Here is a 15,003-nt window from a genome sequence, read left to right as displayed (position 1 = left end):
CCGCTTCATACTGTGGCTTGTGTAGGAGCTGTCAGTACCTCTTCTAGGAAGCGGCTTGGCGAACCTACCCAACTTGCAAATACCTCATCCCGCGCCCGCGTCACGCTGACATAGAGCAACTGCTTCTCTCGCTCCAGCGCAGCCTCACGCGAAGGTTGATCGGGCATTTGGTTCACCAAATAGATTAAGGGCATCTGATCATCGGACAGGTTAATGACAAACACCACTTTGAACTCCAGTCCCTTGGCGCGGTGCATGGTGCCAAGATGAATGGCATTCGCTTGAGCCTCTACATCACGGCTTAACCGTTGATAAGGCAGTTTTGCTGCCTCTAGGCTAGATTCAACAGGTTTGAGCGCATCGTTTGTGCGAGCGAAAACGGCAATTTCGTCCAATGCCAATCCCTGCTTCAAAAGCTTCTGGATCTCGCTAACGACAAATTTAAATTGCTGAGCTTGGGTTTGAAATCCATGAATTGTCGGCTCTGGCCCTCGGAGCAAACTGATGGTGCCTTTGCGTTCTTCTGGCTCTCCATTCAAGTCATCCCGGAGATCGCCCACAATTTGATCGGCAAAGCTGCGAATTTGCTCAGTTGTTCGGTAATTGATGCGGAGAATGTGCGATCGCCCTCGCACATCAATACCCAAACTTTTCAAATTTGTTCGTCCTGCATAAATGCGCTGCCCTGCATCCCCCAGCAACATCAGGCGATCGGACCCTTCGCCCGCAAGAGCCGCCAAAAGTTTAATCTCTTGAGGACCTAGATCTTGTAGCTCATCTACAATCACAGCATCGAAAGGACTTTGGACTTTGCCACTATTGAGTAGCTCGATCGCACGATGGCAAATCCCCGACCAGTCGTTTTCTCCCCTCATCTGAAGGGTTTTCAAAACTTGTTCAAAGATCAGCCACACCTGTTTGCGGTCTTTGACAGTTAGCGGTTGTCCCCGACCAGCGCGGTTTGCAGTACGATATGCCTCCCAACTGGTGATGCCCTGTGCCTGGATGACGCTTTCCCACTCCAAATACAAATAGGCAGGGCTAAGCGGGCAGCCTGAATGATAGAAACGCTCAATCAGTTTTTTGATAGCATCGTCATCGACAGCTTCTAAAGTTTCTCCAGCTTGCTTTAACAACTCTTTTGCCTGCCGATGTACGGTTGTCACCGTAATATTGTTTAATTCATCTGGTGTACAAAGCAGTTGTAAGTTGCGTTCTAGGTTACGGCAGAGGGTTGTAACAAAGCTGGTCAGCAATACTCGTTTACCCTGTCTAGCCAAGTATCTCGCTCGGTGTAACCCCACAACGGTTTTGCCCGTTCCCGCTGCTCCGGTTACTTTAACGGGACCCTTAAATGTTCCAGACGCTAGTTGTTGCTGAGACGGGTGTAAGAATGCAATCCAGGTTGCTAGAGGAGCATCTAGTAGTTTCAGTAAATCCTGATTGCTATCCAGAACAGTGAAACGGCGTTGGGTATCGGGGCTGGCGATCGCTGGTTGATCTTCAGCTAAAGGTGTAGGAGGTGTCACAAAACCACCTTCTGCCAAATCCAGCAACCGTTCTGCTACCTCTTCTGGTAGTTCTAAAACTGCATTGAGCAAAACATCTTTCGAGCGAATTTGCCGAATTGTAGGCAGCCACGTTGGTGGTACTCCCAAACTCAGGAGGTAATCGTCGGGATACTGAGTAAAGAGCGAAGGTTGACTGACGGGCGTTGGATCGGCTTCTACAATCGAGGCTACCGCCTCTGGAGCCACAACAATTTGCAAGGCTCCCGTCTTGATGTGTCGCTCGACGGTACGGGTTTTTGCCCAGTTATAAGCATCATCATGATGATCAACGTGTAAGACCGTCCACAAGTCCCCTTCTTTATGGAGGATTGCTCTCAGGTCATCACTAATTCTGCCAGACCACAAGTTAGCATTTTTTATTTTTGTCAGCCGTTCTATGCTGAGGCTGGGATGAGCTGGATTTTCCCAGAATTTATCAAGAAACGTCCAAACTCGATGGGCTTCATTTGCACTCAATTTCCGGGCGGCACTGGCAAGAGAATTGCTCAAAGCGACTGGCATTATGCTTCTCCCTCCGTCTTGATGAGATAAGGAGTAACATTAATCCGTCCTTTACCTTGTTTTCGATCTAAACCAAAACTCTCCCCCTCTTTATGAACTCGTATATGCCAGTACATTCTGTCATCACGCTCAGTAGTCCAGAAATCTTCTAACCATGCTGATAAGTGATTAAAGGGAATTAGAATGAGTTGATCTTCGTTACCACATCCTAAAGCCAAGTATCCTTGTAATGAGTTTTGTAAGAATTCCTTCTGAGATGGGTGAAAGGCAAACCAGTAGGAAGGATGCCCTACATCATCATGGTTCTTTGAAACAGCACACACAACAGAAACTGTACTGTCATCAGCATTATAAGTAGTACGAGTTTTAGAAATTAGCTTTTTCTTCAAATGTTTTTCAATTTTGACGATACACTCTTTATGGAAAGAAACAGGAGAATTCTTGTCATCACTAACAGTGTCTAATTCATCTAGTGAATCATCATTAGGAGCTTTAGACAAAGCCATTAAAATAGCTGCTAAACCTAGCTCAAGCTGATTTCGATTTACTTTGACGACTTTCGCTCCTTCCTGTTCTAATACACTTTTAATTTGTTCAGCATTTAGCTCACTATCACTTAAAACACGAATGGTCTGCCCATCGCGTGTGACATCCGCCAAGTAACTTCCGATGACGCAGCCATTTTGTTGCACATCGCTACCTGCTTCGATAGAGATTCCTTCAATTTTTGACAGGGACTGAATTAGTAGATGCCAGTCTGAATCGAAAAGATCATAGTCCACTAGATGCGTTAACCTATATTGAATGGGTTTTCCCATTGCCTTACTGATACGCTCTAGCAACGCACTTTCACGAGATTGAAAGAAAGCATCAAAATCATCTCCACGCAGAGTTGATGGATCAATTACGTGAGATTGTAGAGTTGCATCCATCTGTGCCTCAGAAATCCCTGCCGTTTTTTGAATATTAGACAAATAGAGGCTTGGAGCTTTGTCACTAATTTGTCGATTGGTTTTATAAGACAATGGAGTTTTATTTACAATACTGTCGTAACGTTTGGAGTCAATACCACGTTTCTGGCACCAGGACTGGGGAAAAATATGATGAATATCAATCTTGTCGCCAAAGTATATTTGTTCGTCAATAGATGTGCCAGTGCGGAAATCTAAACCTCCATCCCGTAGTAACAAAGCATAGATTCCCTTATATGCTGCACTATTTCGAGTTCGCAAACTTAAAAGGCGAGTAGGTACAAAGTTAGCTGTGGCTATAGTATCTGGCTCAGAACCACCAGATACCCAAGACAAAACTTCTGGTAAATCTTTTGCAAAACGGCTCTCTACAGCACTACCGTAAAGTTCACCGAGTACACCACACCAGTACCATTGAGTTAATTTAGCTTTGATTCCTAAACTCTGAGCCTGATCTCTCAACACTGTAAGAATTGAGGCTAAAGGAATCAGTTGAGTTTTATAAGGAATGTCTCGTGCAGTAAAAATATTTTGCCCGTAGAGTAAACGAGCAGCTTCCTCAAATCCCTTGGTTACTCTATCAGCCCAATTTTTATATTCACCTAATGTAAGACGCAAAATATCTCTACGCTTACAACCTATCCCTGGTAACTTATCTGGTTGAGTACCACTAGCAACAGCTAACTGGTGCCTTTCATAGGAAGTTACTAAAGTGACAGCTTGTAGAAAATCTGTATTCTCGATTGTATTAAGCACATTGTATTTGTGTAGTTCCTGTACACGCTTCTCCCAATCCTGTCTAAGCAAAAAGTCTTCCGCAGCAAAGGTAGCTGTTAATAGTTCAAAAACAGTTAGAGAAACCCCGCCTGTATTCACTTTCTCAAACACTTGGCAAACAGCTTCTTTGGGTGTCTCTCTACCTAGAGAAATGACAGGCACTTGATATTGTTCAAATCGCTTAATGACTTCTTTTTCAAATTGAATGAATAGCTTGATTTTGTCTTTGTCATAATCCCAAAATTCATCATGTCCTGCTCGCCAATTTGAGCGGTCAAAAATTTGGCTTAATGGAAAGAGACCAGCCTCGTATTCTTTTTCAGGTGTAGAGTAATCAACTATAACTTCACCACGAAAGTTTTTGATTTGTTTACTTTCAGCCAGACTAACAATTGTCTCTTCCCGATCACAATTGGAGTTAATTGCTTTATTTATATCAATGTAGTACCATCGGCAAATTTGTTTCCCTCTTACATCTCGTGTTAGAACATATTGCCCAGAAAAGAGGGATTGAAAAAGTGAGGTTAGCCGCTGTTGACCATCAAGAATTAGTCTCTCAGGTTCTACGATCTGATCTAGGCGCACACCTTCAATGGGTCGAGCTTTGAATTGCACGTCTGTATTGCCTGTCTGTAGCATCATTACAGCACCAATCGGATACGCCAAGGAGATGCTAGCTAGCAGGCTCCGGATATGTTCATCATCCCAAACCCATCCACGTTGAAAATCAGGAAGCTGAATTTTACCGGCTTTGATGCTTCTTAGGAGATCAAGTAAAGACTCTTTAGTGCTATCAAATGTTGTAACTGAAGTCATGTCTATTGCTCCTGAGAAACTCTAATAATTTCTTTGACTATCTCCTCTACAGATTCTTGAGATACATAAAGAACATTAAAGCCCTGTGCCTCTAAAGCAGCTTTAACATCTTCTGACGACTTTTCTCTGTCTATCAATCTGATAACGTATCCATTACAAGAAACCTCAGCAATATAATCTCCAATTACCTGGTTTTCCTGAACGACATCTCCACCAGACTCGATGAAAATTCCTTCATGTGAATTGATTGAATTAATCAGTGAATGCCAAACAGGATCAAATAAATCTAGGTCTAGAGTTTTATCTGAGGTTTGCAAAGCCGAGCTGAAGCTCATAATTATTCTTTGTTGTGGATTGCCAAAGACATGAGGATATTGTTGTAAAACAGTTTCCCAATTTGATTGCAAATCAAATCGAATCACTGAGTAACCAAAATCTTCTAAACATTCGGTTTGGCTTGCGTCACGTTGAGCGCGATCGGGATAAAGGTGATGCGGACCATCAATGTAAATGGCTGTCGTTTCAGCTTCATATAAGAAATCAGGGCGAGTCTTACATGCTGAAATGGAAGCTTGAGCCTTAGATGGCAAACGGTATCCTCTTGTTTCCAAGTAATCTAACCAGTCTTGCTCTAGAGTTGATTCCACTTGCTGCATTAATTGTTCCAAGTGTTCGGAACGAGGTTTTGCAGCAGGAGCCGCAATGACTTGAGTTTGAGCTAGTTGCAGAAGTAGATTCCGTAACTCCTTGCGATCGAGCAAGCCATGATCGCGTTGATTGCTATAGTTCATCAAACAGTCATAGCATGCCGCTTCACAAGTTTCCTCCGATCGTGGTCCATGATGACGATCTTCTCCAGTCTGAGGATCGAAGTGACAGATTTCTAGAGCAGCTTTGGCAACTTCAGCAAGTCCTTGAGGATCGTCTAATAGCCGCTTTAAGACACCTGCACCACCCTCTGCTGATTCATAAAACAGAATGAGACGACGATTATCGCGAGAAGGAAGGGGTTCAGCAGCCAGTTCATTATCCTCGAGCTGGTATTGCACTTGAATAGCTTGCTTCAATGCAGCTTGCAAAGATGCCATCATCTCAGCTGGCAGACGAGATGATGGTTCAAATAGTAGACAGTTCCGATGGTCTTTAACAAAGGGAATAACTTTAGCAGTTCGAGAAGACATCGCATCTGACTCTGTATCGTCTACTGCTTGTTCATTCCTTGCCCAATAACCACGCTCAACGTCTAGTACAAAACCATAGTCGTTTTTGTTTTTCCGTCTTGCCCAACCTAAATTAATTCGCCACAGATCTGCTCCCTGAGCGTAAGTTAATTTTGCCAATGTTGATCCGGCTTGCTCGACAGTGGCAACTCGATAGGATGGCTGACCACCACGCTCCGGAAATCGAACCCCTGTCCGAATTTCATACCCCAGGCGAACTCGTTCCTCCTCATCGCTATTAATCTTGTCTCGACGTTTAGTTGTTACGTTTTGAAGTTGTAATAGCGATCGCAGAGAACCATTTAATTCAGTGTTACACCGTTCACAATTGTTGAGAGTATCAGGTTCACTCACCGAATGAAGATATCCACAACTTGGGCATTGTTTTACTTGGCTCGTTGTAATTGGTTCATCAGTGTCAGAAACGGGCAGAATGACACGATTGATGAGATATTTTGAGCCTTCGTGATAAACAATCGCTCGGGTCCAAATTCTGAAATTGCCAGAAAACGTGGACGAGACAAGTATTCCTCTCGCCCTTTTCGTCCTCGACGGGCTGGAATAAAAGCAGAGAGAGGGAGACGAGGGAAGTTATAGCCAGGGAGAAAGCCCTCACTGGCAAAGTAACGGTAGCTGTAAAAGTCAGACTGTACCGAGTTGCCGCTATCAGTCAGCAATTGTAGTTGCGCTTCTGCCTCCCGCCGTAAACGTTTTGCTTGTTCCTTATCATTCGAGCTACGGGAAGCATCTTGAATGATTTGGCTCTGAAGTTGTGCTTGGGCAAGAGCAGCTTTGTATAGATCTCGCCAGCGATCGCATGCCCGATCAAACTCTTGAGCAATATGAATTAGGACATCATCTAACCAGCGATCGCTATACCAGTCAGTTGTTTGCAACTCGGTTTGGATAGTCGCTAGAATTCGATTCGCTCTTACCCTTGTCCGCTGTCTCGGTTGAGTATCCTGAAGAACAGCTTGAACTGACTCAACCAGTGTCAAACTTGGAGTTTCGCCTACGACATCCAACAAATCCCGCAAAGTTGTGCCTAAGCTCAGTTTTGCTTCCGCTAACCAAATTGCATGAATGTGTGTTCGGATTAAATCTTCATTCCCCAAGTCCAGACGTGGGGGAGTAACCGCTCCAGTCACCATCTTCTCAGGGCGTTTGAAGAAGTATTGGTCGTGGGAACTCCCTGTAGAGCAGTAAGAAAAGACTAATGCTGGTTGCCCTCCACGTCCGGCACGACCACTCCGCTGAGCATAATTGGCTGGGGTCGGTGGCATATTCCGCAGATTGACTACATTGAGATCTGAAATATCAACCCCTAATTCCATGGTGGGCGAGCAGTAGAGTAAAGGTAACGCTCCCTTGCGGAAGTCTTCCTCCCTCTGCTCCCGCTCATCAGCTGGTACTTGAGCTGTATGTTCCCGTGCTTCTAACCCTTGAGCTGTTGCCGCAATACTGCGGTAAAAATTCAAGAAGAATGGATTGGGTTTGCTACCTTCTTCAGGCTGTTGAGGAACCCGGATCGGATCATGGAAGACTTTAGAGCCATCTCCGGCAACCCAAATTAAGGCAGACGCAGGGAGTTGATAGCCTGCCACATCGCTCTCGTTACGCGGTTCCAGCACAACTTTTACAAGTTCTGCTTCCTGTAGCCCTTGCAATAAATCTTGAATAATCGTTTCCGTATCTGCTACTTTGAGGCGATCGTGAAATTCGTTAAACGTACTGGGTCGTCGCAGGTATTGCCCAAACCCACCTCTGGCAGACAGATAAACATACCCACGGTAGTCATCCTTACCTCTCCCTCTGGGTAGCAGGATCGATGAGTGCTCCATGCGTTCGTTCTCATCGATCGCCCAAGGAGCAATGAGTTTTTGAGAACTAAGCTGCTGAATCTGCTCCTGAAAGAGGTTGTCTAAGTAGTCCACCTTAATCGCAAGCTCACGCCGCATGTAATCCAGTAGGACTTTAGCGACTTTTGCTCGTGTCTCAGGTCGAGCCATTGCCAAAGCAGGGTGGCACTTCTGCCATATATCTTCTGCCTCACAAACTTCTTGCAGGGATAGATATTTGATTTCCAGTAACCCACACTGCTCCAGATTTGGAGAGGTAATGCGCCATCCGCGCCTTAAATCAAGATAAAGTCGATAGCCTAGCACATTTCGTAGTGCTCGTTGAGTTTCTGCCAGTGCCCCAAAACGTATCGATGAATCTTCTGTGTACAGCGATAGGGGCAAATTCAAGGCATCAAAGACTTTCTGGGCAACTTCTTCATGGCGCAGTCCATTGGGTCCGGCTAAATCAACTGCTTTATAAAGAGCCGCTCGTAGCAAGCCAACCTCAACAAAGTCGTTGAAGTGCCCAGCTTGGAGAGAAGCATCTTGCCGATTGTCAGTGAAGCTCAGGAGTTTCTTGGCAGTATCTTCGAGGGTCGTTTGCTTCAAGCTCAGAATTGTGGACAAACTAAGAATGGTTGTTGCAGTGCTACGTCCTTCAGAACCAAGGGAAGTTAATTTACCAAAATCGGACTCTTGTCTAGCACCATAAGACACTCCACAGTTCAGGCAGAACCGAAACGGTGCTTTGAGGTAGTGCCCAGCTAAACCCTCCCTCCCAATGAAACCATCCTTCTTCAGGTGAATGGCTTGAGGCAAATCTGGTATACGATTCTTCCGAATCTGTATGCCCTTAGTTGGGTGCTCTTCCAACCAATCATCGGGCAGTCTTCTGACTAGTGTCTCGAAATCATCAGACCAGGGATTGTTTGTGCTGACATGAAAGAAACCAGACTCACTGGTTGTGTCATTCAGTACATCAGTCAAGTCTCGTGGTTCAAACTTCCACTGATCGGAGTCAGAATCGTGAGTTTTTCGGACAGAGTAGTATTCCTGCCCACACTCCCGACAAAAGACAAGAGGCAGTAGCACCCGTTCCCGATCGCCAGGAACATACTGCTGTGCTTGCAGAGTGAGATGCCGTTCGGCTTCAAGTTCCAAAGATCCGTAAACGGTATCTCCACGACTAATGAATTGATGTAAACGAAACGCAAAGGGAGGGTAACCTGTTTCTGGGTTTGAATCACACTGATATCCCCCCAATAACCCTGCCTGGAGGGCTTCTGCACATCGCTCCAGGGAAAGCCCGGTTAACTGACTCAATTCCTGAGCAGCCCCATCTTTACCCGTTAGACTACGAGGCTGAGCACGCACGAGCCGTGAGCTACCAGGCTCAGTTCTGACTCCAAACGTACTTTCGATCCAGATTGAGAGCGGATCTGCGATAAACTCAGCGTACCTTTGTGGAGGTTGGTGAGTTGGGTCAGTAATACGGTCGGTTAAAGAGCAAATGAACTGAGGGTCTTGTAAATTTTGATCTGGGGTGGTGCGTTTGAGGGTTTCGCCGATCACGTGCTGTGGATGAACCTTTGCACCAAAAAGTTGAGTGGCTATCTCTGCAACTTTCTCCTGACGTTCTTCGTAAGTGCCCGCACTAGACAATGTTGCTGAAGTTCCAACACACTGCATCTGCTCACTTGCCAGGCGATCGCGAACCCGTCGTACTAGGAGGGCAACATCTGCTCCCTGCCGCCCTCGGTAGGTATGGAGTTCATCTAGAACTAGGAATCGTAGTCCCTGAGCCGCATTGATTAGGTCTTGTTCCCTGGGGCGGGTCAGAATTAGCTCCAACATGACGTAGTTTGTCAGCAAGATATCAGGCGGATTGGCTAGAATTTTTTGCCGATCTTCCTCCGATTCTTGTCCGGTGTAGCGAGCAAAGGTAACAGCTTCTTGTCCATTCTCATATCCGCGACATAGAAACTTTTCTAGTTCCTTGGCTTGGCTATTTGCTAAAGCGTTCATGGGATAAACCACGATCGCTTGAATCCCCTGTCCCTTCCCGCGTTGAAGGACGTGATTCACAATCGGGACGATGTAGGACAGGCTTTTACCTGAGCCAGTGCCTGTCGTAAGAACGTAGTTATAGTTATGCCCACCTTTCGCTGTTCGGATCGCATCGGACTGATGCTTGTGTAACCGAAGAGGTTTACCCTCGTGGGGCGGTTCATCTTTCTTTACACGAAAAATACGGGAGCATTCAGTATGGAGCGCACCCTCTGCAACTAAATCGTCTACCCATCCACCTGACTCAAAAGAAGGATTAAGCTGAATCAGAGGGTCGGGCCATAGGATACCAGCCTTAAAGCTTTCTTCAACTTTCTGGCGAATCCGGTCATCTTGAATCTGAATGAAGCTGACGACGTAGTCAGAGTAATCCTGGACGAGGCGATCGCGAAAGTCGAAGATGTTCATACACTGATCTGGGGTAGAACTTTTAAGCCGGGGAGCTTTGGTCGCAGGTTCATTCCATCTCACAAAGACCCACTCACCAATTTCTTATAGTATTCCCAACAGAGATACACCCTTAACAGCAAAGCTTTGTAGCTTTGTTCTATTAAAACAGTCCCTTGGCTGATTGCCTAAGAATTGAGCTTTTCTACGAAGTTTTTCTAAAAAACTTAGCAATCAGCAAAGAATATTGACTAAACTCTTTAAAATCAAACACAAACATCGTCGATTGATGGGCTGGGATTAAAGATCCTGCTCAACCCGGTTCCACGATCGCAACTGGTCATGAATCCGAATCGAGGTGCTGTCTTTGTGCAAGTTGCGGAAATAGATGTATGCGATGATGCATTTAGTCACCTGCTCAAATTAAGCCTTTCATCTCCATTAGGCTTGGTGGTGCAGAAAACTTTTTCGGATCGATTTTGAGCAAGTGTACTACAGTCCAGAGCCTCATATCTTCGTTGAAATTTTAGCCATTCTCAATAAAAATTCTTATTGAGAAAAACGAATTTATTGGGTTTCAGGAGTTTTCTGCACCACTAAGCTCCATTAGGTAGGGAGACTCAAAATTAGGTAGGAAGACTCAAAACTTTCTGTTCTGCGTAACTTCAGAGTTTATTCAGAAGTTGTGTAAGAATCAATCACGGTAAAAGAGACAAAACATCAGATATGGCGATCGCTTTTAGAACAATAAGTTTACAATTACAAGTAAGAATATTACCTGGCTTTTGGTATGTAAATTTTTCAGTTGATAGCAGAATTTAGCGCAATAAATTTATGCTTTGATGACAATGAATTTACCATATAGAATAAGATTTAGAAACTAAAAGAATGAAAGAGCTATGAATGAAGAACAAGAAGAAGCACTCCGGATTCTCTTTGGAGAACTCGACGCTGAACTGATCAACGCTTGGTGCCGCGTTACTCAACATGGCGATACATTGAAGTGGTTGGATGCGATTTTGCTGACAGAGATATTTGAGGCTTGGGATGGTGATGTCTCAGATTGTCCAAATTTAGATCTTAGAGACAAGTTAACCCTTGACCATTTTGCGGGCATTGGGTTTTTCAGTGACTCATCTTGCTCAAATTCTACTGTTAGCTACGACTGAGCAATTGACACTGTTTCCGCAGCCCTGTCAAGGTGGCAGCTCCAGATGAATAAAGAGGAATTTGGGGGAAATGGATCGAGTATCAGATCTGCTGCATCGACATCGATCGAAGCTACTCTAGCTGGTGTTTGACCAGTACAGATGATCAGCTACCTCAACCATCAACCGCCGCGCCTTCTTCAACAGCACCGCAGGAAAGTTCTCCGTCGAGATGAAGATCGTCCCATCCCCATCAACCACAAACCCCAACTCCTCGATCGCCACATGCAACGGAAACCAACTCCCCTCCACCGAGTAACTCTGGCGCAACCACTCCAAATCCAGTTCGCACTCAGGAGTGAGCGGACTGACCATCAGTGCCTCCACCTCCCGCAATCCCACCTCCCTCACCTCGAACTCCACCTGCCCCACACTGGTCATCACCTCCCTTTCTGGCACCTCTTGCAACTCCAACTGCTGCAACTGCTCTGCTAGCTCCTGCATCTCCCGTGCCACATAGCGCAACTGCTGTCCCGTATTCTGAAAGTAAGGCGTGAAGTCAAACCTCAGATGGTGCTGCTCTAAGCGCTCCTGTAGCCTCCGGTTCACCTGAGCCATCGCCCGCCGCAACAACTCCTCTCCCTCCCGCCCCTGCCCCTCGATCGCCTCCTGCCGCATCTGCCGTTTGACCAGCTCCATCACCCCAAACTCAATGAACTGGCTGTACCCCGTCTTCTCCCTACTATGGAGACTCTCTACCAGCTTGAGCAGGTCTTGCAGCAGGAACTCCTCCTGAGAGCGAACAGCAACGCGGCTCATACCTGCACCTCCGTCAGCAACACCTGATAGTGCGACTCACTCAGCAGACAAGTGCCTACCAACAGCCCACGCACCGTTCGCACATCCAACTCAGCACAGGCAGAGACATAGGCTGCCATCCGCAGCAGCTCCTCATTCATCACCTGATGCAGCACCGCGATCGGCTGGGTCGTGCCCTTAGCTTCCACCAAAAAGGTCTGCTTCCCCTCGTTGAGTACCAAATCGGGATAGTCCCCATAAGGACGTGCCAGCAGATGGCACTGGTATAGCCACTGCGCTAACAGTCCTGCCACCGCTTCTCCGATCGCCGCAACCGCACTTTTGTTGGGTGACACGCCTCGTCGTCCCCGGCAGCCGTAGAACAAAGGAGGATAGCCCGGTTGCAAGCAGATGCCGCTGGAGTAGGTGAACCAGAAGCGCACCTCATCAAGGGCACGATGCACCAGTTGCTCGGAGTATTTCCAAACCATGTACTTGAGCACCTCTTCGGGGACGCTGAATGAGGTGACAGGGGTATAGCCATGCAGTCGTCCTGCCAGTTGTGCCTCCAGTTGGATTGCCATTGCCTGACGACTGGCAGCAGCTTTGGCCAGGGCTTGCTCTACGGGCGAGAGGTGGATACAGCGACGCTCTACTTTGATATCGATCATCAGGAGTGCTTGGGGGTGCCGCAGCGAAAGACAGTGCTGCCCACCATAGATCCCCCTCGACCAGCAGAGCAAGCCTTGGGGCAGGACTCCCATCATTTGATGGGAATTGGAGCAGGGGAATCGGAGCAAGGAGGGGGTCACTTCAGTTCACTCCTCCCCTTGAGCGTTCTCTTCACAGACCGGGTAGAGGATCGATCGCACGGGTTCTGGCAAAGGACAAATCGACTCGAATACCTCACGGGGAATCTGATGGTAGTAGCGAATCAGAAAGTAGAACTCGCCCAGCCGTCGCAGGTAGATCGCCTTGTAGGAGCGGGGTTCTCGGTTGTGGCTCATCCAGCGTTCCATCGTCGGCAGGCTGCATCCAGCAATCAGGGCAAGCTGGTCATAGGTCAAGTCGTATTCCTGGTAGAGCCGTCTGGGATGAACCAGGGAGAGCTGGCAGTTGATATAGAGCTGAAACAGCACTCGCTCTGCCTCTCCAAAGGGACGGGGGCGAGGAGGAGGGTTCATCACAACCTCCCTGGCGGCTCAAGGGGTTCGAGGTCTGCTTCATCGACCCAATCAGCAACGATCCATCCCCAGGAGGGGCTGCTGGGCTGGAGCAGAATCAGGTAGACCCATGACCATCTAGTAGGTGCCTCTCGTTCATCGGGAGCATAGACCTGACCGATGACGACCCCGGCATCAGCATGCGGTTGCAGCAGCCAGCGGCAGTGGGTGCCGAAGGGGTATTTAGGCGGAGTGACCCGATGAGGGAACTGGGATGGCAGGTGAATGACCCCACAGTGGCGGCTTTGCCAGGGAATCAGGGGAATTGCCGCATCGGGGGAGGCAGCAGGGAGGTTAGTGCTAGTTTCTGAGGTAGAAGCAGGGCGATCGGCGGGTTCAGGAGGGTCTACATGCATAGGCGTTTGAATTAAATATTGGATTGAGCGCAATAAACAGCGGATGTACAGAGGGAAGGATTACAGAACTCGATCGCCAGTTCTGAGTTTTGGTTGAGAGATATGACCAGGAAAGCACCCTGGCAAAAGGATTGCTGTGTTTCTGGATTGCAGTTTGGACATGAGAAGACTTAATCGTTGCAGAAGCCACTTTACTTATAGTCTATCAAACAATACTTTTAGTCTATGGCTTAAATCTCTGCATTCCTTCAGCATGATGCCGTGAGGCAAGACGAAGAAGCAGACATCAAGTATCGGTTTGGTAAGGCGATCCGGCGACGGCGACGTGAGCTGGATTTTTCGCAGGAAAAGTTGGGAGAATTGGCTGGACTTCATCCAACCTATATTTCAGGAATTGAGCGTGGCGATCGGAACCCGTCGTTAGAGAATATTGAAAAGTTAGCGCAAGCGTTGGATTTATCTTTGGCAGAGCTTTTTACCAGGTATGTTGCTGAAGCGAAAGGTAAACCGTGAGTTGAAAGAGGAAGCGCATCAGGCTGTAGCAGAATCGGCAACCAAGCTGTCCTACCTTCGCAGCAGTGAATCCTGCCTATCCCCTGTTGTAGGTTCAAGCAATGGCGTTGCTAATCTGAGGTTCAAGTACTTTATTTTGCTATGACCCAGATTTCGGAATGGTAAAACTCTCCATGTTGCTCCAATGTATACCCGCCTAACAACAATCCTAGCCAAACCTCTACGAGCGGCATGCACAAGCTTTGACACAGCTTGCTCAAGGACACAGGTTGCTCGTTTTTGTGCTGTCGTAGCCATTGCTCGATCGCCGTTAGCCATTCAGAAACGCATTCTTCACCTGCCAGTTCTCGCAACATCTGTTCAGAAGCCTGTTCTGCATCAATTTTCTCTACCAGATCCAAAAGTGTAGTGCGATCAACCTCTCCTACCACTGAATTTGATTTGGATAAACCAGATAGCTGCTGTTGCTTGCGTTGACGCTTAGATTGCGGCTGCTCAATGAATGCGTCAAGGTCAACGTACATCGCCTGTCTAACCCAAGCCTCTAGTGTTTCAGCCTCTATGACAGGTATTTCGTCATCAGGGATAGATGCCTCCTCCCAGGCTGACATGAACCCAAAAGAACGCAGCGTAAGGAGTTCGGCAAGTTTTTCAATCGCCTCACCTGCCACCTGAAGCTGCTGTGATTCCGGTACTTGGGCAAATAATTCATCCAGCAATTGGCAAAGGCGAACGAAGTTAACCGATTGAGGCAAAACCGTAGCTTCCTCAAGCGCGTGCCAGAAGTCACAATCGTAGTGAGAGGACGGCATGA

11 protein-coding genes are annotated in these 15,003 nt (G+C 47.1%); 2 read left to right on the top strand and 9 right to left on the bottom strand.

All coding sequences use genetic code 11. The features are described from left to right. Positions 1–5 precede the first annotated feature (5 nt). Genes ACM1PF_RS07180 through ACM1PF_RS07165 form a run of 4 tightly spaced genes read right to left on the bottom strand, consistent with a single transcriptional unit; the run spans position 6 to position 10,172 of the window. Entirely contained in the window at positions 6–2,072 is a 2,067-nt protein-coding gene (locus ACM1PF_RS07180) for a 3'-5' exonuclease (RefSeq protein ID WP_416673583.1), read from the bottom strand. Beyond that, positions 2,072–4,636, bottom strand: a complete 2,565-nt coding sequence (locus ACM1PF_RS07175) for a GmrSD restriction endonuclease domain-containing protein (RefSeq protein ID WP_416673582.1) — start codon at positions 4,634–4,636, stop codon at positions 2,072–2,074. Before ACM1PF_RS07175 ends, ACM1PF_RS07180 begins: the two co-directional genes overlap by 1 nt. A 2-nt stretch (positions 4,637–4,638) precedes the next feature. Further along, positions 4,639–6,210 carry a Zn-binding domain-containing protein gene (locus ACM1PF_RS07170; RefSeq protein ID WP_416673580.1) on the bottom strand — a complete coding sequence of 524 codons (1,572 nt, stop codon included), beginning with the start codon at positions 6,208–6,210 and terminating at the stop codon, positions 4,639–4,641. A gap of 32 nt (positions 6,211–6,242) precedes the next feature. Next, entirely contained in the window at positions 6,243–10,172 is a 3,930-nt protein-coding gene (locus ACM1PF_RS07165; RefSeq protein WP_416673577.1) for a DEAD/DEAH box helicase, read from the bottom strand. An 878-nt stretch (positions 10,173–11,050) separates the two neighbouring features. Here ACM1PF_RS07165 and ACM1PF_RS07160 point away from each other — a divergent pair. Then, on the top strand, positions 11,051–11,320 hold the full coding sequence (locus ACM1PF_RS07160) for a hypothetical protein (RefSeq protein WP_416673574.1): 270 nt from the start codon (positions 11,051–11,053) through the stop codon (positions 11,318–11,320). Positions 11,321–11,437: 117 nt separating this feature from the next. Here the strand turns inward: ACM1PF_RS07160 and ACM1PF_RS07155 are convergent, their stop codons facing one another. Genes ACM1PF_RS07155 through ACM1PF_RS07140 form a run of 4 tightly spaced genes read right to left on the bottom strand, consistent with a single transcriptional unit; the run spans position 11,438 to position 13,676 of the window. Then, positions 11,438–12,118 (bottom strand): hypothetical protein, encoded by a 681-nt coding sequence (locus tag ACM1PF_RS07155; protein WP_416673573.1) that lies wholly within the window; start codon positions 12,116–12,118, stop codon positions 11,438–11,440. After that, complete coding sequence (locus ACM1PF_RS07150) at positions 12,115–12,909, bottom strand: hypothetical protein (protein WP_416673571.1); 795 nt, start codon at positions 12,907–12,909, stop codon at positions 12,115–12,117. Before ACM1PF_RS07150 ends, ACM1PF_RS07155 begins: the two co-directional genes overlap by 4 nt. 6 nt (positions 12,910–12,915) lie before the next feature. Continuing rightward, positions 12,916–13,281 (bottom strand): hypothetical protein, encoded by a 366-nt coding sequence (locus ACM1PF_RS07145; protein ID WP_416673570.1) that lies wholly within the window; start codon positions 13,279–13,281, stop codon positions 12,916–12,918. Further along, the gene (locus ACM1PF_RS07140) at positions 13,281–13,676 is read right to left on the bottom strand and encodes a hypothetical protein (protein ID WP_416673569.1); all 396 of its coding nucleotides are present in this window, start codon (positions 13,674–13,676) and stop codon (positions 13,281–13,283) included. Before ACM1PF_RS07140 ends, ACM1PF_RS07145 begins: the two co-directional genes overlap by 1 nt. A gap of 261 nt (positions 13,677–13,937) precedes the next feature. Here ACM1PF_RS07140 and ACM1PF_RS07135 point away from each other — a divergent pair, with 261 nt between their 5' ends. Next, complete coding sequence (locus tag ACM1PF_RS07135) at positions 13,938–14,189, top strand: helix-turn-helix domain-containing protein (RefSeq protein WP_106173681.1); 252 nt, start codon at positions 13,938–13,940, stop codon at positions 14,187–14,189. Between the two features lie 131 nt (positions 14,190–14,320). Here ACM1PF_RS07135 and ACM1PF_RS07130 read toward each other — a convergent pair whose 3' ends face one another. Continuing rightward, positions 14,321–15,001 (bottom strand): hypothetical protein, encoded by a 681-nt coding sequence (locus ACM1PF_RS07130; RefSeq protein WP_416673567.1) that lies wholly within the window; start codon positions 14,999–15,001, stop codon positions 14,321–14,323. Positions 15,002–15,003: the final 2 nt, after the last annotated feature.

The sequence above is a fragment of the Egbenema bharatensis FJBBOT/2019 genome (assembly GCF_048077055.1).
GTDB classification, from domain to species: Bacteria; Cyanobacteriota; Cyanobacteriia; order Elainellales; family Elainellaceae; genus Egbenema; species Egbenema bharatensis.
The sequence above is the reverse complement of the archived record's forward strand: the minus strand, read 5'-3'. Positions and strand labels throughout refer to the sequence as shown.